Source organism: Variovorax sp. GW821-FHT09A10 (genome assembly GCF_059418385.1).
Map to the genome: position 1 here is coordinate 406,716 of NZ_JBWKPT010000005.1, position 23,899 is coordinate 430,614.

Below are 23,899 nucleotides of genomic sequence, written 5' to 3' on the forward strand. Positions count from 1 at the left end.
CGCATCGTCATCGGAAAAGCGGGAAGATATGATGGAATCCATCGGATCAGCGAATGGATAGGCAGGCACCATGCAAGGCTTCGACCTCGAACAGTTGCGCACCCTGGTGGCGGTGGCCGACGCCGGCAGCCTCACGGCGGCGGCGCCGCGCGTGTACCTGTCGCAATCGTCGGTGAGCGAGCAGATCCGCAAGCTCGAGGAGCGCGCCGGCCAGTCGCTGCTGACGCGCAGCAAGGCCGGCGTGGCGCCCACCGAGGCGGGCCTGCGGTTGCTGGGGCATGCGCGTCGCATCCTCGCGCTGAGCGACGAAGCCTTTCGCGACCTGCGCGGCGAAACGCTGCAAGGCGAGCTGCGGCTGGCCGTGACCGACTACTTCCGCCCCGGCGACCTCACCCGCCTGCTGGGCCGGCTCGGCGAGCGCTATCCGCAGGTGCGGCTGCACGTGACCATCCTGAAGAGCGACGCGCTGCGCACCGCCTACGCGCACGGCGATTTCGACGTGGGGCTGGCGATGAACATTGCGGGGGCCAATGCAGCCGCGGCCGGCAGCGGTGCCGTGCTGCGGCGCGAATCGCTGGCGTGGCTCGGTGCGGCCGGCCTGCGTGTGGTGCGCGGCGAGCCGGTGCGGCTGCTGGCGCTGCCCGACACCTGTTCGCTGCACCAGTTCACCGTGTCCCTGCTGCGCCGCCGCCGCGTGCCCTATGTGCTGGCGCACGTGGCATCAGGCGTGGCGGGCCTGCAGTCGGCCCTGGCCGCGGGCCTGGGCGTGGCCTGCCTCAACGAATCGGCGATCGGCGAGGGCATCGCGCGGCTCGCACCGCCCCACGGGCTGCCGGCGCTGCCCCGCGTGGCGTTCCAGTGGCTGCCCGCACGGCGGGGCGAGACCGCGTTCGTGACGCGGGCGCGGGAGATGCTGTCGTTGCAGCTGGCCTGAAGGCCGCGCTCAGAGCTGCGGCCAGGGCCGCTGCACTTCCCGGATCTGCTCGAACGCGCGCGCCACGCGCAGCACGCCGAGGTCGTCGAAGCGCTGTCCCGCGATCTGCAGCCCGATCGGCAGGCCGCCGGCCGAGTACCCGCAGTTCACCGACGCCGCCGGCTGCTCCGACATGTTGAACGGCACGGTGAAGCCGATGTGCTCCAGCGGCCGCAGCGGGTCGTTGGTGGGCGAGGGCGCCTCGGCCGCTGCCGGCATGTTGGGCGACACCGGCGAGATCACGTAGTCGAAGCGCGCGCAGGCGTTCACCGTGGTGACGCGCGTCGCGTGGAACTGGCTGAAGCTGCGGAACACGTGCTCGCCGCTGAACTCGGCGGCGCTCTCGGCCCATTCGCGGATGTAGGGCAGCACCTTGGCGCGCTGGTCGGGGCGCAGGGCCTTCAGGTCCACCAGCGAGCGCATGCGCCACAGGTGATCCATGCCGTCGAGCAGGGCCTGCGACATGAAGGGCTGCATGGGCTCGACGGTGGCGCCGGCCTTTTCGAACAGGCGCGCCGCCTGCTCGACCGCGGCCTGGATCTCGGGTTCGACCGCGAGGCCGCAGCCGGCGTCCAGCAGCAGGCCGATGCGCAGGCCGCGCAGGTGGTCGGGCGCGACGTCGAACGCGGCCCAGTCGATGTCCTGCGCGGGCAGGCTCATGCTGTCGCGCGCGTCGGGCCGGGCCAGCGCCTGCATCATGAGCGCGGCGTCGCCGACGGTGCGCGTCATGGGGCCGGCGGCGCGGCCCATGTAGGGCGGGTCGATCGGGATGCGTCCCAGGCTGGGCTTGAGCGTGAAGATGCCGCACCAGCTGGCGGGCAGCCGCAGCGAGCCGCCGATGTCGGTGCCCAGGTGCAGTGGGCCGTAGCCCGCCGCCGCGGCGGCACCGGCGCCGGCGCTGGAGCCGCCCGGCGTGCGGCTCAGGTCCCAGGGGTTGCGCGCGAGCGTGTGAAAGCTCGACAGCCCCGACGACAGCATGCCGTAGTCGGGCATGGTGGTCTTGCTGACGATGACGGCGCCGGCCTCCTTCAGGCGCGCGGCCGGCGGGGCGTCGGCGGCGGCGGGCATGAGGTCGACGGCGGCGGTGCCCGCGGGCAGCGGGTCGCCGCGCGTGGCGATGTTTTCCTTGATCGTGGTCGGCACGCCGTCGAGCGGGCCGCGCGCGTCGCCGCGCTGCCAGCGCTGCTCCGAGGCGCGCGCCTGCTCCAGCGCGGCCTCGGGCCGGAACAGCCACGTGGCCTGCAGCCGGGGTTCGCAGTGCTCGATGCGCGCGATGACGGCGCGCGTCACCTCGACCGGCGACAGGCGCTTCTCGCGGTAGGCCGCGGAGAGCTCCTGTGCCGACAGGTCGCTCAACGAAGGCAGGGAGGGGTCGGACACTGCGGGGCTCATCCCCACGACAGCGCGGACAGGTCGTTCACGAAGATCGGGTTCTCTTTCCAGAGGCCCTTGACGTTCTTCTTGGCCACGGTCGGGAACTGCGGCTGGTAGAGGAAGCCGTTGGCCGCGTCGGTGGCCAGCAGCTTTTGCGCCTCGCCCAGCAGCTTGTTGCGCTCCGCCGCGTTGCCGGTGGACTTGATCTTGTCGAACAGCGTGTCGAAGGCCTTCGACTGGTAGCCCCAGTAGTAGTCGGGCTTGGCGTAGTTGCCCAGGTCGAAGGGCTCGACGTGCGAAATGATCGACAGGTCGTAGTCCTTGTTGGTGTAGGTGCCGCTGAGCCACTGCGCCCACTCGACGTTCTGGATCTTCACGTTGATGCCGATCTTGGCGAGCTGGGCCACGATGACCTCGCCGCCCTGGCGCGCGTACGGCGGCGGGGGCAGGGTCATGCGCAGTTCGAGCGGGGTCTTCACGCCGGCCTCGGCGAGCAGCTTCTTGGCCTTCTCGATGTCGAAGGGGTTGATGCCCGTGGTGTCGATGTAGCCCGCGGCACCCGGCACGTAGTGGCTGCCGATCGGCACGCCCAGGCCGTCGGCCGCGCCCTCGATGAAGGCCTTGCGGTCGATGGCCGCAAGGATGGCGCGGCGCACGCGCACGTCGTCCAGCGGCTTCTTCTTGTTGTTGATCGAGAGGATGGTCTTGGCGCGCGAACCGGCCAGGATGGTCTGGAACTGCGGGTTGTTGCGGAACTGCGGCACGGCGCGCGTGCCGATGCGCGTGAACACGTCCACGTCGCCCGAGAGCACGGCGGCGGCCTGCGCGGCGGTGTCCGAGATGAAGCGGAAGGTGACCTTGTTGATCTTGGCGACAGCAGGGGCGCGAAAGCCCTCCCACTTGCTCAGCGTGATCGACGAACCCTTGGCCCAGTTGTCCAGCTTGTAGGGGCCGGTGCCGATCGGCTTGGTGGCGTTGCCCTCGGCGCTCTTGGGCTCGACGATGGCGGCCGTGGCCTGGCCCAGCACGAAGGGCAGGTCGGGGTCGATCTCCTTGTTGATGACCACCACCGTGTGCTCGTCGACCACCTGCGTGGCGAGGTTGGCGAAGGTGCGCTTGTCCTTGTTGGTGCTCTTCTCGCCGCCGGCGCGGTCGAAGGCGAACTTGACGGTGGAGGCGTTGAAGGGCTCGCCGTTCTGGAACTTGACGCCCTTGCGCAGCTTGAAGGTGTAGGTCTTCAGGTCGGGCGAGATTTCCCAGCTCTCGGCCAGCAGCGGCGTGACGCTGCCGTCGACGTTGATCTTGGTCAGCGTTTCCAGGATGTTGTACTGCACGACCTCGGCGATGGCGGCGGCGGCGCCGGTGGTCGGGTCCAGGCCCGGCGGCTCCAGGGCCATGCCGATCACGATGGCGTCCTTGCGGCCCTGCGCCATGCCGGCCAGCGGGGTGGCCAGGGCGACGGTGGCGCCGGCGGTGGTAAGGAGGGTGCGACGGTTCAACATACGGGGTGATCTCCGGAAAACGGTCAGTGTCGAATGACTGCTTCGGCGCGCACCGTGCCCCAGGGGGAAGCGCAGCGCCACGAAAGAAAGACACACAGCACGAAAGATGCCACGTGCAGCGGATCATTCTCTCGCAGCAGGCCCTCCGGTGCGCGCCGGCGCGGGCGCTATTTCCTCGGGACGTTCCCGGATGGGCGAGCGATCTTGCGCGAAGCCAAGCGCTTGCGCCACCAGATGCTCATGACCGATGTGTCCGAGGCCGCGCCCCGGCGTTCAGGCCGCGCGCAGCGTGCCGCCGGGCGGCGTGTGCAGCACCGCCGACAGCAGGGTGCGGGTGTACGGATGCTGCGCGTGATGGAACAGCTCGGCCGGCGGCCCCTGCTCCACGATCTGCCCTTTGAACACCACGCACACCTCGTCGCACAGGTGGTTGACCACGGCGAGGTCGTGGCTGATGAGCAGGTAGCTGATGCCGAACTGCTGCTGCAGGTCCTGCATGAGGTTGAGCACCTGGGCCTGCACCGAGACGTCGAGTGCGCTCACGGGCTCGTCGGCGACGATGAGCTTGGGGCGCGTGATGAGGGCGCGTGCGATCGCGATGCGCTGGCGCTGGCCGCCGGAGAACTCGTGCGGGTACTTGTCGAGGTCGGTGGTGCGCAAGCCCACGGCGGCGAGTGCTTCGGCGGCGCGTTCGCGCTGCTCGGCGCGGCGCGTTTCAGCCAGCGCTTCGAGCGGCTCGGCGACGATGCGTGCGACGGTCTGGCGCGGATCGAGCGAGCCGTACGGGTCCTGGAACACCATCTGGAAGTCGCGCCGCGCGGTGCGCAGCTCGGCCTTCGAGAGCGTGTGCAGGTTGCGGCCTTCGAGCGCGACGCTGCCCGAGGTGGGCGTGTCCAGCGCCATCACGAGGCGCGCGATGGTCGACTTGCCCGAACCCGATTCGCCGACGATGCCCACGCTCTTGCCGGCCTGCACGCTGAAGCTCACGCCGTTGAGGGCCTTCACGGTGGGCGGCGGGCCGAAGAGCTTTTCGCGCGGCAGGGCGTAGTGCCGCACGAGGTCGGTCACTTGCAGCAGCGGGGTCGATGGATTCATGGCGCAACAGCCTGCGCGGCTGCAATTTCTTCAAGACGCATGCAGCGCACCGCGTGGTCCGGCGGCAGCACCGTGGCGGACGGCCGCGTGGTGTGGCAGGCATCGACCGTGTAGGCGCAGCGGCCCGCGAACGGGCAGCCCGGTGGCAGGTCGACCAGCTCGGGCACGCTGCCGCGGATGGTCGCCAGGCGCAGGCCGCGCGGCGCACCGATGGCGGGGCGCGCGGCGAACAGGCCTTGGGTGTAGGGGTGGGCGCGCTTGGCGAACACGGCGTCGGTGGGGCCGCTCTCGACCACGCTGCCGCCGTACATCACGAGCATCTTCGAGACCGTCTGCGAGATCACGCCGAGGTCGTGCGAGATCAGGATGAGCGCCATGCCGCGCTCGGCCACGAGGCCCTGGATGAGCTCCAGGATCTGCTTCTGGATCGTCACGTCGAGCGCGGTGGTGGGCTCGTCGGCGATCAGCAGGTCGGGGCCGCAGGCCAGCGCCATCGCGATGCCGATGCGCTGGCGCTGCCCGCCCGAGAACTGGTGCGGGTAGGCATCGAGGCGCGAGGCGGCGTCGGGAATGCCGACGCGGTCGAGCAGCGCGAGCACTTCCTTGCGCGCCTCGGTTTTCGACAGGCCGCGGTGCAGCCGCAGCGGCTCGCCGACCTGGCGCGCGATGGTGTGCACCGGGTTCAGCGCCGTCATCGGCTCCTGGAAGATCATGCCGATGCGGTTGCCGCGGATCTGGCACATGTCCTTTTCGTCGCGCCCGACCAGCTCGGTGCCGTCGAAGCGGATGCTGCCCGTGACCTTCGCGGTAGACGGCAGCAGGCCCATGAGCGACATGACGGTGATCGACTTGCCACAGCCCGACTCGCCGACGATGCCCAGCGTTTCGCCGCGCTCCAGCGAGAAGGAAATGCCGCGCACGGCTTCGGCCGGCCCGCGCTGCGTCTGCAGGCCGATGTGGAGGTCGTTGACTTCGAGAAGCGCCATGGCGTGCTTGTTTACCTCGCGCGCGCCAGGCGCGGATCGAGCAGGTCGCGCAGGCCGTCGCCCATCAGGTTCAGGCCGAGCACCGCCAGGGCGATGGCCATGCCGGGGAACACCGCGAGCAGCGGCTGTTGGAACATGAGGGTCTGGGCTTCGCTGAGCATGCGGCCCCATGAGGGCTGCGGCGGTTGCGTGCCGAGGCCGAGGTACGACAGCGCAGCCTCCGCCAGGATCGCGATGGCGAAGCGGATGGTGATCTGCACGATCAGCACGGCGGAGATGTTGGGCAGCACGTGCTGCATGGTGATCGCGAACGATCCCTTGCCGCAGGCGCGTGCGGCGGCGACGTACTCGCGCGACCAGATCGCGTTGGCTGAAGCGCGCGTGATGCGTGCAAACGTCGGGATGTTGTAGATGCCGATCGCGATGATGGCGTTGACGATGCCGGCGCCGAACACGGCGGTCATCATGATGGCCGAGAGGATCGCGGGGAAGGCCAGCGTGAAGTCCGAGAGGCGCATCACCGCCTCTTCGACCCAGCCGCGCCTCGCCGCAGCCAGCAGGCCCAACGCGGTGCCGACCACGAGGCCGATGCCCACGGCGATCACGCCCACGAGGATGGAGGCGCGCGCGCCCACCAGCAGCAGCGAGGCCACGTCGCGCCCGAAGGCATCGGTGCCGAGCCAGTGCGTGGCCGAGGGCCCCTGCATCTTGTTCGCCATGTCCATCGCGTAGGGCGACCACGGCGTCCAGACCAAAGAGAGCACGGCAGCGATCAGCAGCAACAGGCTCAGCACGCCGCCGATCGCGAAGCTGCGGTGGTGCAGGGCGCGGCGCCAGAAGCCCGGCACCTTGAGCGCGACGGCGCTGGGAACGGTGGTCGTGCTCATACGTCGCTCGCCTTGATGCGCGGGTCGATCACGGCGTAGAGCACGTCGACCACGAAGTTCACGATGACCACCATCGCCGCGAGCAGCATCACGCAGTTGCGCACCACGATCAGGTCGCGGTTGCTGATGGCCTGGAAGATCAGCCGGCCCAGGCCCGGCAGGTAGAACACGTTCTCCACCACGATGGTGCCGGCCAGCAGCTCGGAGAACTGCATGCCCATGACGGTGATGACCGGAATCATCGCGTTGCGCAGCACATGGGTCCACAGCACCATGCGTTGGGACACGCCCTTGGCGCGTGCGGTACGTACGAAATCTTCGCGCATCACCTCGAGCACGGCCGAGCGTGTGATGCGCGCGAGGATCGCGGCCTGCACCACGGCCAGCGAGAGCGCCGGCAGCAGCAGCGATTTCAATCCCGCGAAGATGCCTTCGCCCCAGCCCTCGAAGCCGCCGGCGGAGAACCACTGCAGCTGCACCGAGAACACCAGGATCAGCAGGATCGCGAACCAGAAATTGGGAATGGCGATGCCGACCTGGGCCATGCCCATGAGGCCGACGTCGCCGAGCTTGTTGTGGCGCGCGGCGGCCGTCACGCCTACGAGCAGGGCGATGACGACGGTGAGGGCCATCGCCATCACGGCGAGCGGCACGGTGAGGGCGAGGCGCTCCAGGATCAGGTCGATGACGGGCGAGCTGTAGGCGTAGCTGTCGCCCAGGTTGCCGGTGAGCAGGCCGCCGATCCAGTGCCAGTAGCGCGTCCAGGCGGGCTGGTCCAGGCCGAGCTTGGTGGCCAGGGCCGCGACGGCGTCGGGCGAGGCGTCGGGGCCCATGAGCATCTGCGCGGCGTTGCCGGGCAGGATCTCGAGGACGAGGAAAACGATGACCGAGGCGCCGATCAGGGTGCCGATCAGCGTGGCGATGCGCTTGAATAGAAACAGACTCATGGGGCGGGCCGCAGCATAACTGACTGGTGCAACAACCGTGCCTCGACTGTGAACTTTGTCGCTCCTCGCCGGACCGCCCTGACGCCGACGCGGGCTCCGCAAGGCCTGTGGCAGGGCGTTCGCCCGGTCCGCCGATAATCGGGGGATGGCCCTCATGATCACCGACGAATGCATCAACTGCGATGTCTGCGAGCCCGAGTGCCCGAACGATGCGATCTACATGGGCGCCGAGTTCTACGAGATCGATCCGCACAAGTGCACCGAGTGCGCCGGCCACTTCGACGAGCCGCAATGCGTGCAGATTTGCCCGGTGGCCTGCATCCCGGTGAACCCGGACCATGTGGAGACCCGCGAGACGCTGCTGCAGAAGTACGTGCGTCTCACGGCGGACAAGGCGGCAGCGCCGTCTTCGGATGCCGCCTCGCCGTCGTCGTCAGCCGGCGCCCTCTGAGCCGGGTTTCTTCTTCTTTTTCTTCTTGCCTGTGTCCTTCGGCGCCTCGTCGCCGGTCGAAGGGCTGTTGAAGCGCGCGCTCGTCGGGCGGGGCTCGGCCGTGTGCTTGCGCTGGCGGGCCTGGGCGGCCCGTTCGGCAGGCGTGAGCGTTTGCGCGTTGGTCGTGAAGCGCCCCGCATCGAAGGTCGTGGAACTGCCCTGGCTGAGCGCCTCCCGCTCCAGCGACTGGCGGCTGCGCGCCAGCCGGCCGGCGCTGCGTTCGTTGCGGCGCGTGGCGTCTTCCGACGCCCTGCGGTCCGCATCGTTGCGCCGGTCGTCCACCTTCACGGTCCGCCCGCCTTCACAGGGCTGGTCGGAATAGGTGTTGCCGCATCGCCAGGTCTGGGCTGAGGCGCCCATGGAGGCGATGGCCAGTGCTATTGAAAATATAGCGATCGCCGCTGTGCCCGCTGTCTTCTTGTTCTTCGTCGTTCTTCTTTTTCTCATTTTTTTGCTCTCCCTCCCTGCACTCCCGTGGCCGGCTAGGTGGCGGCAGGCGTCGTGCCTCCGTCGCCGGGCTCCCGCCTCGGCGGCTTGGGCCGCGGCGGTTTGCTCGTGTGAATCATCAGCGTGGCTTTTTCCATCTCGCCGGCCACCAGCGCGGGGGCGGCATGCAGGGTGCGCACGATGGCGTCTTCGATCGCTTCACGTTGTTCCTTGAGCGGCTTCTTGAGCACCCAGTTGACGACCTCCGACTTCACGCCGGGATGGCCGATGCCCAGCCGCAGGCGCCAGTAGTCGCCGGTGCCGAGCTGCGCGTGGATGTCGCGCAGGCCGTTGTGGCCCGCGTGGCTGCCGCCGAACTTGAGCTTGGCCTGGCCGGGCACCACGTCGAGCTCGTCGTGCACCACGAGGATTTCCTCGGGCGCGATCTTGAAGAAGCGCGCCAGTGCGCCCACCGACTTGCCCGACAGGTTCATGAAGGTCTGCGGCTCCAGCAGCCAGATGCTCTGGCCGCCGATGTTCGCGCGCGCCGCGAGGCCGTGGTAGCCGCGTTCGGTCACGAGGTTGAGTTTCCAGTCGCGCGCGAGGGCGTCGATCCACCAGAAGCCGGCGTTGTGGCGCGTGGCTTCGTACTCAGGGCCCGGGTTTCCGAGGCCGACAAACAGCTTGATCATGGCGGGAATTATCTCGCCGCCCCACAAAGCAAAAGGCCCGCACGAGGCGGGCCTTCTGTTCGCGGACGGAAAGAAAGAGGATTACTTCTTCTTGGCCGTCTTGGCGGCGGGCTTGCCAGCGGCGGCAGCGCCTTCGGCAGCAGCGCCTTCGGCAGCGGGTGCCGGCTCTTCCGAGACCAGCGGCGGCACGGCCGACACGATGACGGGGTTGGTCTTGCCGTGGCTCACGAACTTCACGCCCTTGGGCAGCTTGATGTCGTTGACGTGCAGCGTGGCGTTCTTCTTCAGGCTCGAGAGATCGATCTCGATGAATTCAGGCAGATCGCTCGGCAGGCAGTTGATTTCCAGTTCGGTCATCACGTGGTTCACGAGGTTGTGATCCAGCTTGACGGCGTCGGACTCTTCTTCACCCTTGAAGTGAAGCGGCACCTTCATGTTCATGCGGGTCTTGGCATCGACGCGTTGGAAGTCGATGTGTTGCACCAGCTGGCGGAACGGGTGGTATTGCACGTCGCGCAGCAGCACCTTGGTGACGGCGCCGGCGAGGTCCATTTCGAGGATCGACGAGTGGAAGGCTTCCTTCTTCAGGGCGTGCCACAGCGCGTTGTGATCGATTTCGATCAGTTGCGGCTGGGTGTCACCACCGTAGACGATGCCCGGGGTCTTGCCCGTGATGCGGAGACGGCGGCTCGCACCCGTGCCCTGCTTTGCGCGCTCATAAGCGACGAATTTCATAACTAGCTCCTGTGAGAGTCCACCGCGACCAGTGAGACTCCGATTCAAAAAGGCCTCCGTAGGAGGCCCGCTTTTTCGCTCTCAGCTCAGAACAGGTTGTCCTGGTCCGAGAACAAACTCATTACCGACTCGCCCTTGGCAATGCGCTGGATCGTTTCGGCGATCAGCGGTGCCACGGAGAGCTGGCGGATCTTTCCGCACGCGACGGCCGCGTCGGAAAGAGGGATGGTGTTGGTGACGACCACTTCGTCCAGGGCCGTGCCCTTGGAGAGGCGTTCGATGGCCGGGCCCGAGAAGATCGGGTGCGTGCAGTAGGCGTACACGCTCTTGGCGCCGCGCTCCTTCAGCACTTCGGCCGCTTTGACCAGCGTGCCGGCCGTGTCGATCATGTCGTCCATGATCACGCAGTTGCGGCCGTCGATTTCGCCGATCACGTTCATGACTTCGCTGACGTTGGCCTTCGGGCGGCGCTTGTCGATGATGGCGAGGTCGCAGTTCAGTTGCTTGGCCAGCGCACGGGCGCGCACCACGCCGCCGACGTCGGGCGAGACCACGATGAGGTCTTCGTAGTTCTTCTGGCGCAGGTCGCCCAGCAGCACGGGCGAGGCGTAGATGTTGTCGACCGGAATGTCGAAGAAGCCCTGGATCTGGTCGGCGTGCAGGTCCATGGTGAGCACGCGCTCGACGCCCACGGTTTCCAGCAGGTTGGCGACCACCTTGGCCGAGATCGGCACGCGGCTCGAGCGCGGGCGGCGGTCCTGGCGGGCGTAGCCGAAGTAGGGAATCACGGCGCTGATCCGCTCGGCCGAAGCGCGCTTGAGCGCGTCGACCATGATCAGCAGTTCCATCAGGTTTTCGTTGGTCGGCGCGCAGGTCGACTGCACCACGAACACGTCGCGGGCACGGACGTTCTGGTTGATCTCGACGGTGACTTCACCGTCGGAGAAGCGACCGACGCGTGCGGCGCCCAGCGAGGTGCCGAGGTTGTGCGCGATTTCCGCTGCAAGGCCGGGATTGGCGTTGCCGGTGAAAACCAAGAAATCAGGGTGATTGGCCTGCATGAGCGCGTCCGGGCAGTGCAAATGGGCTTGCGGGAAAGCCGCCAAGGTTTCGAGTCGTGGCGGCCTGTGTGGGCCGCCGATTATTGCAGCCGGTGGACTGCAAAAGAAGCACTGCGGCCATCAGGCCGCAGTTTGAGAGATTTGGCAGGGGAGAAAGGATTCGAACCTTTGCATGCTGGAATCAAAATCCAGTGCCTTAACCAGCTTGGCGACTCCCCTACACAGGTTGATGGTTTGCACCACCCACCGATATATGTCGCATCGAACCGCAGAGCGTTCCGATTATCTCTTCAGGCTGCCCATCCCCAGAGTGGATGAACTGCCAGATTGTCGCATTGTCGAACCTGCCATCCCCGGGGGGCTTCGAGCAGTTCCGCTTCCTGCGGCAATTGCGGCATCTTCGCGAACACTGAACTTCCGGAGCCGGTCATCCGGGCCTTCAACCCTTGCAGTCCGAGCCATTCGATGGCGTTGGTAACTGCGGGGCAAAGCCGTTGGGCAACCGGCTGCAGGTCGTTGTGACCGAAGTCGTAAACCCCGTTGCCGAGGTTTGTGGCTTCTAGCTGTTCGCTATCTGCAGCAAAGCCTGAGATTATAGCAACAGGAGTTGCCCGTTCCAAATCATCCGCAGAAAAAATTAATCGGGTATCGAGTCCCTCGGGTGGTTTGGCCACCACGAAGCGTGCCGGCGGCAGGTTCACGGGGGTGATTTCCTCGCCGATGCCCTCGACCCAGGCGTTGCGTCCGCCGAGGAAGAACGGCACGTCCGCGCCCAGCTTCAGCCCGATCTGCGCCAGGCGCGACAGCGGCAGGTTCAGGTTCCAGAGGCGGTTGAGCGCGAGCAGGCATGTGGCCGCATCCGACGACCCGCCACCCATGCCCGCCTGCGCCGGCACATGCTTGGCAATGCCGATGTGCGCGCCCTGGCCCGGTGCGGCATGCGCCTGCAGCGCACGGGCGGCGCGCAGCACGAGATCGTCGGCCGGCAGCGGCGTGGTGAGGTCTTCGCGGCTCAGTTGGCCGTCGTTGCGCAGTTCGACGTGCAGCGTGTCGCACCAGTCGATCAGCATGAAGACCGACTGCAGCAGGTGGTAGCCGTCGTCGCGCCGCCCGGTGATGTGCAGGAACAGATTCAGCTTGGCCGGCGCGGGAAGGTCGTAGATCGCCTTCATGAGCGTTCGAACACGATGCGCAGGTCTGCCCGAGGTGCCGGGGATTCGCGCGTGGCCTGCAGGCGGCCGTTCGACAGCTGGCCCAGGTCGGCGCGCCAGCCGGGCACGGGGTCGGCGCGGCCGTCGAGCCAGCCGAACAGCGCGCCCACCGGAATGGCGGCGCCCGTGGCGGCTTCGATCAGCGCGTCGACGGAGTCGTAGCGGCGGGTGTCGCTGCCGTTTTTCAACAGGGCTTCACCGGGTGCCCAGCGCAGTTGGGCGAGCGTGCTGCCGATGGGCGTGGTCAGCGTCAGGTCGCCGGCTTCGGCCGAGCCGCGCAGTTCGAACAGGGCGGCAAAGGTCTGGACCGGTTCGCTGTCGATGCGCAGCGACATGCGGCCGCTCCAGCTGGCCGAACGTCCGGGCGCGGCAGCGGTGCCGCCCGAGAGCTGGGCGCAGCCCGAGAGCCACAGCAGCAGTGCACCGCCGCCCGTGCCAAGCGCCGCGCGGCGGGTGAAGGACCCACCGCCCCGCGCGGGAGCCGTGTGCGTGATCGATGCCATTCAGGGTTTGACGCGCAGGCGCTTGAGGGTTTCCTGCAGCGTCTCGTTCTCGGCGTCCGTCAGCAGCGATTCTTTCCAGATTGCGACGGCGCGGTCCTTCTGGCCGATCGACCACAGGACCTCGCCGAAATGCGCGCCGATCTCGGCGTCGGGCCGGGTCTTGTAGGCCGCCTCGAGGATGCGGATCGCCTCGGCCGTGTTGCCGAGCCGAAACTCGACCCAGCCCAGGCTGTCGGCAATGAACGGGTCTTCGGGCGCGAGCTGTACGGCCTTCTGGATGAGCGTGCGGGCCTCGTCGAGCCGGATCTTGCGATCGGCAAAGGAGTAGCCCAGCGCGTTGTACGCGTTCTGGCTCTCGGGCTTGAGCGTCATCAGGCGGCGCAGCAGCCGCTCCATGTCGTCCAGGCGGTTGAGTTTCTCGGCCATCATGGCCTGGTCGTAGACGAGGTCACCGTCATCCGGCGCGGCGGCCGAGGCCTGGGCCAGCAGGTCGTAGGCGGCCTGGTATTGCCTGGCCTCGCGCAGCAGCTGGGCTTCGGCCAGCAGTTTCTGTTTGCGCTCGTCCGCCGTGCGCTCGGGCAACGCGCGCAGCAGTTCGCGGGCCTGGGGCAGCTTGCCCTGCTTGGCGAGCAGGCTGGCGCGGCGGCCCTGGATGGCGCTCTGGTTGTCAGAGCTGTCGATGCGCGTGATCCAGCGGTCGGCTGCCTGGAAATCCTTGCGCCGTTCCGCCAGCTGCGACAGCACGAGGTACGCCTGCGTCAGCCCGCGCTTGCGGTCGGCGACGTCACCGGCGTCCTGGCTCTGGCCCGGCGCGGTCATCAGGTCGACATAGCGCTTGAGCGAGGTCTCGGCCGCGGCTTCCTGGCGGGCCTGCATCTGCAGGCTGCCGAGCAGCAGCCAGGGTTCCGCCAGTTCGGGGCGCGCGGTGGTCAGCGTCTGCAGCTGCGCGGAGGCGTCGCTGAAGCGGCGGTTCTCGACCAGCGTGCGCGCATAGGCGATGCGCAGGTCGGGCGAGGCCTTGGGGTTGTTGGCGAGGTAGCGCGTGACGATCGGCGCGGCCAGCGGCTGGCCCGGGTCGATGAGCTCCAGCGCCAGCGCCGAGGGCGCCTCGGACGACGGATCGATGGCCTGCCCCTTGCGCGCGGCGTCCAGTGCCCCCGAGGGGTCGCCGGCGTTCAGGCGCAGCCGGCCCACGGTGGCCCAGGCCAGTCCGCCGTTGGTCGGGCTCTTGAGTTCGTCGACCAGCGCCTGCTCGACCACCGAGGCGGCCAGCTTCTTGTCGGCGGCGCGGCCGTAGGTGCGCGCGATCACCGCCATCAGCAGGGGGCGCTCGATCTGCGAGGTGGCGGCCACTTCGGCGCGCAGCGGTTCGACGGTTTCGCTGATGCGGTTCAGCGCGATCAGGATCTGCAGCTCGATGCGCCGGGCATCGCGCGAATTGGGCAGTGCTTCCTGCCAGGCGCGTGCCGCGGAAATGGCGGCGTCGCCGGAGCGCGACTGCAGCGCGATTTCGACCGCGCGCTGGAACAGCTTGCCGTCGCGCAGGCGTCGGGCGGCATCGAGCACCAGCGAATAGCCGGAGCCGGGGTCGCCGGAGCGGGCGGTGATCTCGCCCATGAGAATTTCATAGAACAGGTCGGCCGTCAGCGCCGATGGCTGCGGGGCCTCGACGGCCGGCTTGGCGGCCGCAGGGGTCGTCCGGGGGCGCACCGGTGGCTTCGGCGGCGCCGTGCGCTCGATGGCGGGAGGCGGGTTGCCGGCGGCGGTGGGTTCAAGAGACTGTGCGTGCGTTGTGTAGGCAAGCAGCACGAGAGACGCGGCCGCCGCAAGGCGGTGACGGCGGGGCGATGGGTTCATCTGACCATAATAATCCAGCCATTTGAACGAGCGCCCGCATGGGGCTTCGTCGCTGCCGGAGTTTTACTTTTCATGCCCGAACTACCCGAAGTCGAAGTCACCCGGCGCGGCTTTGCCGACCGCATCGCCGGCGCGCGCATCGAGGCGGTCCGCATCGGCAAGCCCTTGCGTTGGGCACTGATGGTGCTGCCCGAGGCGCTGGTCGGGCGGCGGGTGCTCCAGGTGCGGCGCCGCGGCAAATACCTGCTGATCGACCTCGACCGCGGCATCCTGCTGCTGCACCTTGGCATGTCGGGCAGCCTGCGCTTCGACGCGGTACTGCCGCCGCCCGGCACGCACGATCACTTCGACCTGGTCACCGACCGCGGCACCTTGCGACTCAACGATCCGCGCCGCTTCGGCGCCGTGGTCTACGTGGACCACGAAGAAGCTCCCTGGGCCATCAAGTTGCTCGGCGGCCTGGGCATGGAGCCGCTGGGCGACGATTTCGACCTCGATGCGTTCCATGCCGGCCTCAAGAAGCGCAAGACGGCCGTCAAGCAGGTGCTGCTGGCCGGCGAGGTGGTGGTGGGCGTGGGCAATATCTATGCGTCCGAGGCGCTGTTCCTGGCCGGCATCCGGCCGACGTTGTCGGCCGCGCGAATCAGCCGGCCGCGAGCGGCAAAGCTCCACGCGGCGGTTCGAGACATCCTGGCCCGGGCGGTGGAGAAGGGCGGCAGCACGCTGCGCGACTTCTCGAACGTGGACGGCCAGAGCGGCTACTTCCAGCTCGAAGCGACCGTCTACGGCCGCACGGGCGAGCCGTGCCGGGTGTGCGGCACGCCGATCCGGCAACTGAAACAGGGACAGCGCTCTACTTATTACTGTCCCCATTGCCAGAAATCCTAGGGAAGGCGGGCCCCGTGGCGGCTGCTTCGGGGCAAACTCCTGCTGGTACCCCATTCGCCATTTGGCGATGTTATATTTGTAAATTCTTACTTACATCTTCCCCTTGAGCCGCTCCTTCAACCAACAGCTCGATCAGCACGGCGCCTGGCGGAGCAACTTCGCACGCCGCCTTCAGTGGCTGTCCCGTTGGCTGACCGACAACGAGCTGCTCGACCAGGCCGTGGCCGAACGGCTGCGCGCACTCGAAGACCAGATCCGCACCAGCAAGGTCATGGTGGCCTTCGTGGCCGAGTTCTCGCGCGGCAAGTCGGAGCTGATCAACGCGATCTTCTTCGCCGGTTACGGGCGGCGGATCATGCCGGCCAGCGCCGGGCGCACCACGATGTGCCCGACCGAGCTGGGCTACGACGCCGCCCTGGCGCCCAAGCTGCGCCTGCTGCCCATCGAAACCCGCCTGGAGCCGCACTCGCTCGCCCACTGGCGCGAGCGGCCCACACGCTGGACCGAGCTGCCCATCGAGGTGGGCGATGCCGAGCAACTGGCCCGCGCCATGGGCAAGGTGGCCGAAGTCCGCTGGGTGAGCAAGGACGAAGCCCGCGCGCTCGGTTTCTGGAACCCCGAGACGCCCGACGACAACCCCGTGCAGGACGCCGAAGGCCGCGTCGAGATTCCACGCTGGCGCCATGCGGTGCTCAACATGCCGCACCCGCTGCTGGAGCAGGGGCTCGTGATCCTCGACACGCCCGGCCTGAATGCGATCGGCGCCGAGCCCGAACTCACCGTGAGCCTGATTCCTCAGGCGCATGCCGTGGTCTTCATCCTGGGCGCCGAAACCGGCGTGACCCGCTCCGACCTGTCGATCTGGCGCGAGCACCTGATCACCGGCGACGACAGCCACGACACGCGCTTCGTGGTGCTCAACAAGATCGACACGCTGTGGGACACGCTGAGCACCCCGGCGCAGATCGCGCAGCAGATCGAACGCCAGCGCGAAGGCGCGGCCCGGCTGCTCGACGTGCCGTTGGCGCAGGTGCTGCCGGTGTCGGCGCAGAAGGGCCTGCAGGCCAAGATCGGTCACGACGCGGCCCTGCTCGACGCCAGCCGGCTGCCGGCGCTCGAAGCGCTGCTCGGCGAAGGCGTGCTCGGCAAGCGCGAGACCATGCTGCGGCTCGCGGTCGATGCCGGCATGACCGCACTGCGCACCGAGGCCGAGCGCCTGCTGAAGGTGCGCCAGCGCGACCTGTCGGAACAGGCGCTGGAACTGCAGGGTCTGCGCGGCAAGAACGTGTCGGTCATCCGCCACATGCGTGCGCGCATCGACCAGGAACACGCTGAATTCGAAGGCAGCAACACCCGCATCCTGGCGCTGCGCTCGGTGCAGGGCAAGCTGCTGCGCGAGGTCTACGCGGTGCTCGGGCGCACGGCGCTCAAGGCCGACATGGTCAGGCTGGCCGCGGCGCTCAAGCGTCCCGGCGTCAAGTTCAACGTGCGCAAGGTGTACGGCGAAACCTTCGATGCGCTGCGCAACAACCTGCGCGAAGTGCAGGCGACGACGGCCGAGATCCAGTCGATGCTGCACGCCACCTTCCGCCAGCTCAACGCCGAGCAGGGCTTCACGCTGCAGGCGCCGGCCGAGCCCGACCTCAGCGGCTTCGAGCAGGAGCTGGGCCAGATCGAGCGCAGTCACATCCACTACCTGGGCGTGGGCAACCTGATCAAGCTCGCGCAGGCCGACTTCTGCGACAAGCTGGTGCGCGCATTGGCCAGCCGGCTGCGGCTCGTCAACGAAGCCGCCATGACCGAGGTCGAGCGCTGGAGCAAGGGCGCGAGCGCGCAGATCGATGCACAGCTCAAGGAACGCCGCCGCAATTTCAGCAAGCGCATCGAGGCGATCGAACGCATCCAGAACGCCGCGGGCAGCCTCGACGACCGGCTGTCCGAGATCGCCGCGCAAGAAAGCCACCTGGCCGCGCTGCAGGAGCGCCTGCACGAGTTCACCTCGCTGATCGCGCAGCACGGCAGCCAGCCGCCTGCCGCGGCCACTGCCATCGCGGGCGAGCAACTGCGTGCGGCCTGAGCGCGCCGCCGCGCGGGCGGCCGTTTCCACTTCCCTGTCGCTGCCCCCCGATTTCGCCGCACAGATCGTGCGCTGGCAGCGCAGCCACGGGCGCAGCGAGTTGCCGTGGCAGAACACGCGCGACCCTTACCGCGTCTGGCTCTCCGAGGTGATGCTCCAGCAGACTCAGGTCACGACCGTGCTCGGTTACTTCGTGCGCTTTCTCGAACGCTTCCCCGACGTGGCGGCGCTGGCCGCCGGCACCGAGGACGAGGTGTTCGGCCTGTGGAGCGGCCTCGGCTACTACAGCCGCGCGCGCAACATGCACCGCTGCGCGCAGGAGGTGGTCGCGCGCTTCGGCGGCGCCTTTCCGCACACCGCCGCCGAACTCGTGACCTTGCCCGGCATCGGGCGCTCCACGGCTGCGGCGATTGCGGCTTTCTGTTTCGGCGAGCGCGTGGCCATCCTCGACGGCAACGTGAAGCGCGTGCTGACACGCGTGCTCGGTTTCGACGGCGACATGTCGTCGTCGGCGCAGGAGCGCGCGCTGTGGGACCTCGCCACGCAGCTGCTGCCGCCGGACGGCCAGCGCGAGGCGGTGGCGAGCTACACGCAGGGCCTGATGGACCTGGGCGCCACGGTCTGCCTGCCGCGCAAGCCCAGCTGCATGATCTGCCCGGTGAACGCGAGCTGCGCGGGCCTGCGCCAGGGTGCGCCCGAGCGCTATCCGGTGAAGACGCGCAAGCTCAAGCGCAGCGCCCAGTCGCTGTGGGTGCTGCTGGCGCGTGACGCGCAAGGGCGCGTGTGGCTGGAGAAGCGGCCGGCCAAGGGCATCTGGGCGGGGCTGCATTGCCTGCCCGTGTTCGACAGCCATGAGGCGCTGCTCGCGGCCTTGCCGCAGGGTGCTGCGCACGACACGCAAGACCTGCCGCCCTTCGTGCACGTGCTGACCCACAAGGACCTGCATTTGCATCCGGTACAGCTCCAGGGCGTCCAGCCGCAAGGCGAGGGCGCGCGCTGGGTCGAGGCGCAGGAGTGGAGCCGGCTGGGGCTGCCCGCCCCGATGCGCAAGCTGCTGGAAGCCGCTGAGGCCTGAGCGGCCTTCGCCCTCAGGCGTCGAGTTCGCGGTGGCGCTTGAGCGCGCCCCAGCGGGCACCGAAGGCGCGTGCCAGCTGCTCGACCAGGAACACCGACCGGTGCTGCCCGCCCGTGCAGCCGATGGCCACCGTCACGTAGCTGCGGTGGTCGCGCGCCAGCGCGTCGAGCCAGTGCGTCAGGAACTGCTCGATGTCGTCGAACATGCGCGCCACGTCGTCATGCTCGCGCAGCCATTCGATCACCGGCTCGTCGCGGCCCGTGAGCGCGCGCAGCGCCGGCACGTAGTGCGGGTTGGGCAGCATGCGCACGTCGAACACGTAGTCGGCATCGAGCGGCACGCCGCGCTTGAAGGCGAACGATTCGAACACCAGCGTCAGCGCGTTCTGCGGCGCCGAGATCAGCCCCTTGATGTAGCTCTGCAGCTGCGCGGGGCGGATGAGGCTGGTGTCGATCACGTCGGCGCCGTCGCGCAGGTCGGCCAGCAGCTCGCGTTCGAGCTCGATGGCCTGCACCAGCACGCGATGCTGCTCGGGCACGTCGGTGCGGCTTTCCTGGCGCGAGAGCGGGTGGCGCCGGCGCGTTTCCGAATAGCGGCGCAGCAGCGCGTCGGTGGTCGCGTCGAGGAACAGCGAGCGCAGCGAGACGCCGTCGGCGCGCAACGCCTCGAGCTGCTGCGGCACGATCGGCAGCGACACGCCGCTGCGCACGTCCATCGCGATCGCCACGCGTGTGGCTTGCTGTTCGTGCTGCAGGGCGATGAAGGCCGTGAGCAGTTCGGGTGGCAGGTTGTCGACGCAGTAGTAGCCGGCGTCTTCCAGCGCGTGCAGCGCCACCGACTTGCCGGAGCCCGACATGCCGGTGATGAGGACGAGGTCGAGATTCATGTTCATGGGGCGGTCGCCGGCGTCTTGTGGCCCAGCATTTCGCGCGCATGGGCCAGCGAGGTGGCCGACACCTTTTCACCGCCCAGCATGCGGGCGATTTCGCGGGCGCGGTCGTCGGCTGCCAGGCGCGACACGCCGCTTTCGGTGCGCGGGCCGTCCGTGCCGGCCGCCGTCGTCTGGCGCTTGGCGACCACGAGGTGGTGGTCGGCGCAGGCCGCCACCTGCGGAAGGTGGGTCACGGCGAGCACCTGGCGGTCGCGGCCGAGCTGCTTCATGAGGCGGCCCACGGTCTCGGCGACGGCGCCGCCCACGCCTGCATCGACCTCGTCGAAGATCAGCGTCTGCGCGGCGCCCAGTTCGCTGGTCGTCACGGCGATGGCCAATGCGATGCGCGAGAGCTCACCACCCGAGGCCACCTTGCCGATGGCGCGCGGCGTGCTGCCGGCGTGGCCGGCCACCAGGAACGAGATTTCTTCGAGGCCGGCGCGGCCGGGCTGTGCCAGCGGCTGCAGTTCGACGTCGAAGCGCCCGCCCTGCATGCCCAGGCCTTGCATCGCCTGCGTGACGGCCTGGGCCAGGCGCGGCGCGGCCTGCTTGCGGATCTTGCCGAGGGCCTTGGCTTCCTTCATGTAGGCCTGCTGGGTGTTCTGCTCGGCGCGTTCGAGGCCTTCGAGGTCGCTTTGCGCATCGAGCGCCTGCAGCTCTGCCTGCCAGCCGGCCAGCAGCACGGGCAGCTCGGCCGGCGTGCGCTTGTAGCGGCGCGCGAGCGACATCCACAGGCCCATGCGCTCGTCGAGTTCGGCGAGGGTCTTGGGATCGGTGTCGGTGTCGCGCAGGTAACCGTGCAGCGAGTGAGCCGCGTCCGAGGCCTGCGCCACGCAGGAGGCCAGCACCTCGCCCAGCGTGCGGAATTCGGGCTCGATGTGTTCGCAGTTCTGCAGCAGCGTCGCGGCGCGCGAGAGGGCGGCGAGGGCGCCGTTGTCGTCGTCTTCGAGCGCCTGGCTCGCGCCCTGGGCGGCGTCGATGAGCGCCTGCGCGTTCGAGATGCGCGAATGGTGGGCCGAGAGTTCGTCCCACTCGTCGGCACCCGGCGCCAGCTTGGCGACTTCGGAGATCTGCCATTGCAGCCGCTCGCGCTCGCGCTGCAGCGAGTCTTGCGCCGAGCGTGCGTGCTCGACCGCCGAGAGCGCCTGGCGCCAGCTCTGCCAGGCGGCGTCGAGCGCGTCGGTGCGCGCGCCCGCGTAGGCGTCGAGCAGGCCGCGCACGGCCTCGGGGCGGGTCAGGCTCTGCCAGGCGTGCTGGCCGTGGATGTCGAGCAGGCGATCGCCGAGTTCGCGCAGCTGCGTGGCGGTGGCGGGGCTGCCGTTGATCCAGCCGCGGCTGCGTCCCTGCAGGTCGACCGTGCGGCGCAACAGCAGGCCATCGCCCGCCTCGAAGCCGCCTTCGTCGAGCCAGCCGGCCAGGGCCGGGTCGGCGTCGAACTCGGCGCTCACGTCGAGCCGCTCGGCGCCTTCGCGCACGGCACCGGCGTCGGCGCGGTTGCCCAGCGCCAGCTGCAGCGCGTCGATCAGGATGGACTTGCCGGCGCCGGTTTCCCCGGTCAGCACCGTGAAGCCGGCGGACAGGTCGAGTTCAAGGGACCGCACGATCACGAAGTCGCGCAGTGCGATGCGTCGCAAAGCCATCTCAGTTCGTCCTCAAGCTGGGGGCGTGGTCCTTCATTCAGGAGCCCCCTTCGTTCCAATGGAGTTTTTTCCGCAGCGTGTCGAAGTAGCTCCAGCCGCGCGGGTGCAGGAAGCGCACCCGGAAGTCGGAGCGGCGCACCACCACGCGGTCGCCGATGGCGAGCGAGGCGAGCGACTGCATGTCGAAATTGGCGCTGGCGTCACGCCCGCTCACCAGCTCGATCACGATCTCGTCGGCATCGGGCAGCAGCACGGGGCGGTTGGACAGCGTGTGCGGCGCGATCGGCACCATCACCCAGCCCGGCACCGCCGGATGCAGCAGCGGCCCTCCGGCCGACAGCGCGTAGGCCGTCGAGCCCGTGGGCGACGCGATGATCAGCCCGTCGGCGCGCTGGTTGGCCACGAAATGGCGGCCCACCGACACGCGCATCTCGACCATGCCCGAGGTGGCGCCGCGGTTGACCACCACGTCGTTCATCGCGAGCGCGTCGAACACCACGGCCTCGTCGCGGAGCACCTGCGCGTGCATCAGGCTGCGGTGGTCTTCCTCGTATTCGCCGGCCAGCATTGGGATCAGCGTGGCCTGGTAGTTGTCCAGCGGGATGTCGGTGATGAAGCCCAGCCGGCCGCGGTTGATGCCGATGAGCGGGATGCCGTAGCACGCGAGCTGCCGGCCGATGCCGAGCATGGTGCCGTCACCGCCGACCACGAGACCGAGGTCGCAGCGCTGGCCGATTTCTTCGACCGACAGTGCCTGGTAGCGCGGGTGCGGTGGCGCGTCGGTGTCCTCGCAGGACGAGCGCTCCACGAACACCGTGCATCCCTGCGATTCGAGGAAGGCGCCAATGCCCTCCATCACGCCGTCGCGGGCATCGGCCTGCGCCCGGGCGCCGGAAGCCTGGTATTTGCCGATCAGGGCGACGTGACGAAAGCGTGAGGTCATAGCTCACAAATTACAACACTAAAATCTTGCAATGCTGGACGACCGTGCCAAGTTGCTGTTGAAGACGCTGGTCGAGCGTTACATCGCCGATGGGCAACCCGTCGGATCACGCACGCTCTCGCGTTCGGCGGGGCTGGATCTCTCGCCCGCGACCATCCGCAACGTCATGTCCGACCTCGAGGCGCTGGGGCTCATTGCCAGCCCCCACACCTCGGCCGGGCGCGTGCCGACCACGCGCGGCTACCGGTTGTTCGTCGACACCATGCTGACCGCGCAGCGCGAGCAGATGAGCGCGCCGAGCCTGGCCGCCGACCAGCCGCAGAAGGTGATCGCCAACGCCGCCCACCTGCTGTCGAACCTGTCGCAGTTCGTGGGCGTCGTGATGGCGCCGCGCCGCGCCTCGGTGTTCAAGCAGATCGAATTTTTGCGGCTGTCGGAGCGGCGGCTGCTGGTGATCATCGTGTCGCCCGATGGCGACGTGCAGAACCGCGTGATCTTCCCGGAATCCGACTACTCGCAGTCGCAACTGGTCGAGGCCTCGAACTACATCAATGCGCACTTCGCGGGCCTGACGATCGAGCAGGTGCGCGACCGCCTGCAATCCGAGGTCGAGAAGCTGCGCGGTGAAATCGCCGCGCTGATGCAGGCCGCGGTGCAGGTCAGCTCCGAAGTGCTCACCGATGCCAAGGCCGACGACGTCGTGATCTCGGGCGAGCGCAACCTGCTGTCGGTGACCGATTTCTCCAGCGACATGGGGCAGCTGCGGCGCGCCTTCGATCTCTTCGAGGAGAAGGCGCAGCTGATGCGGCTGCTCGATGTGTCGAGCAAGGCCGAGGGCGTGCGCATCTTCATCGGCGGCGAAAGCCAGGTCGTGCCCTTCGAGGAGCTGTCCATCGTCAGCGCCAACTACGAGGTCGACGGCCAGGTGGTCGGCACGCTGGGCGTGATCGGCCCGACCCGCATGCCGTACGACCGCATGATCCAGATCGTCGACATCACGTCGCGGCTGGTGAGCAACGCGCTGAGCCACCGCAAGTAAGCGGCCGCGCGCGGCGCATAGAATCGGGCCCGCGTGGGCCGTTAGCTCAGTTGGTTAGAGCAGCGGACTCATAATCCGTTGGTCGATGGTTCAAGCCCATCACGGCCTACCAGCTACAAGACCTTGTGGTCACAGAAGAGCTTGCTACTAAAAGGGTAGCAAGCTCTTTCTCTTTCTGTCGCTACTTTCTCTCGATGTAACGGCCGATGTAAGGGAGTTTTGAGGTGCGATGCTGGTGCTCTCGCATTCCACGCTGATTTCTTCCCTCCACGTACCATCTACCTGGCCCTGGGCGTGCTGCCCGACGGCACGCGCGACATCCTGGGACTGTGGATCGAGGGCACCGCGAGGGTGCCAAGTTCTGGATGAAGGTGTTCAACGACCTGAAGACCTGCGGGGTCAATGACATCCTCATTGCCGTCACCGACGACTTGAAGGGCATGCCCGAGGCGCTGGCTGCGGTGTACCCGGCCACCACGCTGCAAACGTGCTGTTGATTGCCGCCGAAAATTGACCCAGCTAACGCAGTAATTTCCGTCTAAGACTGACCCACGTAAAACCCTACCC

22 protein-coding genes, 2 tRNA genes and 1 pseudogene are annotated in these 23,899 nt (G+C 68.2%); 8 read left to right on the forward strand and 17 right to left on the reverse strand.

Annotated features, from left to right (window positions below):
• The first annotated feature begins 70 nt into the window (after positions 1–70).
• The gene (locus AC07Q9_RS21580) at positions 71–934 is read left to right on the forward strand and encodes a LysR family transcriptional regulator (RefSeq protein WP_369630049.1); all 864 of its coding nucleotides are present in this window, start codon (positions 71–73) and stop codon (positions 932–934) included.
• Between the two features lie 9 nt (positions 935–943).
• On the opposite strand, the gene AC07Q9_RS21585 is transcribed toward AC07Q9_RS21580, so the two are convergent.
• The 6 genes from AC07Q9_RS21585 to AC07Q9_RS21610 all read right to left on the reverse strand — a co-directional run bounded on the left by AC07Q9_RS21585 (position 944) and on the right by AC07Q9_RS21610 (position 7,764).
• The gene (locus tag AC07Q9_RS21585) at positions 944–2,365 is read right to left on the reverse strand and encodes an amidase (protein WP_492680336.1); all 1,422 of its coding nucleotides are present in this window, start codon (positions 2,363–2,365) and stop codon (positions 944–946) included.
• On the reverse strand, positions 2,362–3,849 hold the full coding sequence (locus AC07Q9_RS21590; RefSeq protein ID WP_070061989.1) for an ABC transporter substrate-binding protein: 1,488 nt from the start codon (positions 3,847–3,849) through the stop codon (positions 2,362–2,364). The genes AC07Q9_RS21585 and AC07Q9_RS21590 overlap by 4 nt, the downstream gene beginning before the upstream one ends.
• Positions 3,850–4,122: 273 nt before the next feature.
• On the reverse strand, positions 4,123–4,944 hold the full coding sequence (locus AC07Q9_RS21595; protein ID WP_369630048.1) for an ATP-binding cassette domain-containing protein: 822 nt from the start codon (positions 4,942–4,944) through the stop codon (positions 4,123–4,125).
• Positions 4,941–5,930, reverse strand: coding sequence for an ABC transporter ATP-binding protein (locus AC07Q9_RS21600; protein ID WP_495311736.1), 990 nt, complete (start codon positions 5,928–5,930; stop codon positions 4,941–4,943). Before AC07Q9_RS21600 ends, AC07Q9_RS21595 begins: the two co-directional genes overlap by 4 nt.
• 11 nt (positions 5,931–5,941) lie before the next feature.
• Positions 5,942–6,817 (reverse strand): ABC transporter permease, encoded by an 876-nt coding sequence (locus AC07Q9_RS21605; RefSeq protein ID WP_062481348.1) that lies wholly within the window; start codon positions 6,815–6,817, stop codon positions 5,942–5,944.
• Positions 6,814–7,764 carry an ABC transporter permease gene (locus AC07Q9_RS21610; RefSeq protein WP_095746670.1) on the reverse strand — a complete coding sequence of 317 codons (951 nt, stop codon included), beginning with the start codon at positions 7,762–7,764 and terminating at the stop codon, positions 6,814–6,816. Before AC07Q9_RS21610 ends, AC07Q9_RS21605 begins: the two co-directional genes overlap by 4 nt.
• Positions 7,765–7,909: 145 nt before the next feature.
• Between AC07Q9_RS21610 and AC07Q9_RS21615 the strand changes: the two genes are divergently transcribed.
• Positions 7,910–8,215 (forward strand): YfhL family 4Fe-4S dicluster ferredoxin, encoded by a 306-nt coding sequence (locus AC07Q9_RS21615; RefSeq protein WP_495311737.1) that lies wholly within the window; start codon positions 7,910–7,912, stop codon positions 8,213–8,215.
• On the opposite strand, the gene AC07Q9_RS21620 is transcribed toward AC07Q9_RS21615, so the two are convergent.
• From AC07Q9_RS21620 to AC07Q9_RS21655, 8 genes are all read right to left on the reverse strand, one after another.
• The gene (locus AC07Q9_RS21620; protein WP_495311738.1) at positions 8,198–8,701 is read right to left on the reverse strand and encodes a hypothetical protein; all 504 of its coding nucleotides are present in this window, start codon (positions 8,699–8,701) and stop codon (positions 8,198–8,200) included. The two genes, AC07Q9_RS21615 and AC07Q9_RS21620, sit on opposite strands and share 18 nt — an antisense overlap.
• Positions 8,702–8,736: 35 nt before the next feature.
• A complete protein-coding gene (gene pth / locus AC07Q9_RS21625) occupies positions 8,737–9,372 on the reverse strand; it encodes an aminoacyl-tRNA hydrolase (RefSeq protein WP_495311739.1) in 636 nt (211 codons plus the stop codon).
• 81 nt (positions 9,373–9,453) lie between these two features.
• Positions 9,454–10,107 carry a 50S ribosomal protein L25/general stress protein Ctc gene (locus tag AC07Q9_RS21630; RefSeq protein WP_489057721.1) on the reverse strand — a complete coding sequence of 218 codons (654 nt, stop codon included), beginning with the start codon at positions 10,105–10,107 and terminating at the stop codon, positions 9,454–9,456.
• 86 nt (positions 10,108–10,193) lie between these two features.
• Complete coding sequence (locus AC07Q9_RS21635) at positions 10,194–11,168, reverse strand: ribose-phosphate pyrophosphokinase (protein WP_062476346.1); 975 nt, start codon at positions 11,166–11,168, stop codon at positions 10,194–10,196.
• A 142-nt stretch (positions 11,169–11,310) separates the two neighbouring features.
• Positions 11,311–11,387, reverse strand: a tRNA-Gln gene (locus tag AC07Q9_RS21640).
• 71 nt (positions 11,388–11,458) lie between these two features.
• The gene (gene ispE / locus AC07Q9_RS21645; RefSeq protein WP_495311740.1) at positions 11,459–12,340 is read right to left on the reverse strand and encodes a 4-(cytidine 5'-diphospho)-2-C-methyl-D-erythritol kinase; all 882 of its coding nucleotides are present in this window, start codon (positions 12,338–12,340) and stop codon (positions 11,459–11,461) included.
• The gene (locus AC07Q9_RS21650) at positions 12,337–12,882 is read right to left on the reverse strand and encodes a lipoprotein insertase outer membrane protein LolB (RefSeq protein WP_495311741.1); all 546 of its coding nucleotides are present in this window, start codon (positions 12,880–12,882) and stop codon (positions 12,337–12,339) included. The genes ispE and AC07Q9_RS21650 overlap by 4 nt, the downstream gene beginning before the upstream one ends.
• Positions 12,883–14,739: a tetratricopeptide repeat protein gene (locus tag AC07Q9_RS21655; RefSeq protein ID WP_495311742.1), complete on the reverse strand. Its 1,857-nt coding sequence runs from the start codon at positions 14,737–14,739 to the stop codon at positions 12,883–12,885. It lies immediately after the preceding gene.
• 72 nt (positions 14,740–14,811) lie between these two features.
• Here AC07Q9_RS21655 and mutM point away from each other — a divergent pair, with 72 nt between their 5' ends.
• From mutM to mutY, 3 genes are all read left to right on the forward strand, one after another.
• Positions 14,812–15,627, forward strand: a complete 816-nt coding sequence (mutM, locus tag AC07Q9_RS21660; RefSeq protein ID WP_495311743.1) for a bifunctional DNA-formamidopyrimidine glycosylase/DNA-(apurinic or apyrimidinic site) lyase — start codon at positions 14,812–14,814, stop codon at positions 15,625–15,627.
• Between the two features lie 103 nt (positions 15,628–15,730).
• Positions 15,731–17,704, forward strand: a complete 1,974-nt coding sequence (locus tag AC07Q9_RS21665) for a dynamin family protein (RefSeq protein WP_495311744.1) — start codon at positions 15,731–15,733, stop codon at positions 17,702–17,704.
• A gap of 40 nt (positions 17,705–17,744) precedes the next feature.
• The gene (mutY, locus tag AC07Q9_RS21670; RefSeq protein ID WP_495311750.1) at positions 17,745–18,779 is read left to right on the forward strand and encodes an A/G-specific adenine glycosylase; all 1,035 of its coding nucleotides are present in this window, start codon (positions 17,745–17,747) and stop codon (positions 18,777–18,779) included.
• Positions 18,780–18,792: 13 nt separating this feature from the next.
• Here mutY and rapZ read toward each other — a convergent pair whose 3' ends face one another.
• Genes rapZ through AC07Q9_RS21685 form a run of 3 tightly spaced genes read right to left on the reverse strand, consistent with a single transcriptional unit; the run spans position 18,793 to position 22,293 of the window.
• A complete protein-coding gene (rapZ, locus tag AC07Q9_RS21675; protein WP_062476353.1) occupies positions 18,793–19,665 on the reverse strand; it encodes an RNase adapter RapZ in 873 nt (290 codons plus the stop codon).
• 2 nt (positions 19,666–19,667) lie between these two features.
• Positions 19,668–21,350 carry a DNA repair protein RecN gene (gene recN, locus AC07Q9_RS21680; protein ID WP_495311745.1) on the reverse strand — a complete coding sequence of 561 codons (1,683 nt, stop codon included), beginning with the start codon at positions 21,348–21,350 and terminating at the stop codon, positions 19,668–19,670.
• 37 nt (positions 21,351–21,387) lie between these two features.
• A complete protein-coding gene (locus AC07Q9_RS21685; RefSeq protein WP_062476290.1) occupies positions 21,388–22,293 on the reverse strand; it encodes an NAD kinase in 906 nt (301 codons plus the stop codon).
• A gap of 31 nt (positions 22,294–22,324) precedes the next feature.
• Here AC07Q9_RS21685 and hrcA point away from each other — a divergent pair, with 31 nt between their 5' ends.
• The 3 genes and pseudogenes from hrcA to AC07Q9_RS21700 form a co-directional block, all read left to right on the forward strand.
• The gene (gene hrcA / locus AC07Q9_RS21690; RefSeq protein ID WP_492680358.1) at positions 22,325–23,332 is read left to right on the forward strand and encodes a heat-inducible transcriptional repressor HrcA; all 1,008 of its coding nucleotides are present in this window, start codon (positions 22,325–22,327) and stop codon (positions 23,330–23,332) included.
• 35 nt (positions 23,333–23,367) lie between these two features.
• Positions 23,368–23,444, forward strand: a tRNA-Ile gene (locus AC07Q9_RS21695).
• Positions 23,445–23,602: 158 nt separating this feature from the next.
• Positions 23,603–23,823 (forward strand): annotated as a pseudogene (locus AC07Q9_RS21700) (transposase); the annotation flags it as partial.
• Between the last annotated feature and the right edge of the window lie 76 nt (positions 23,824–23,899).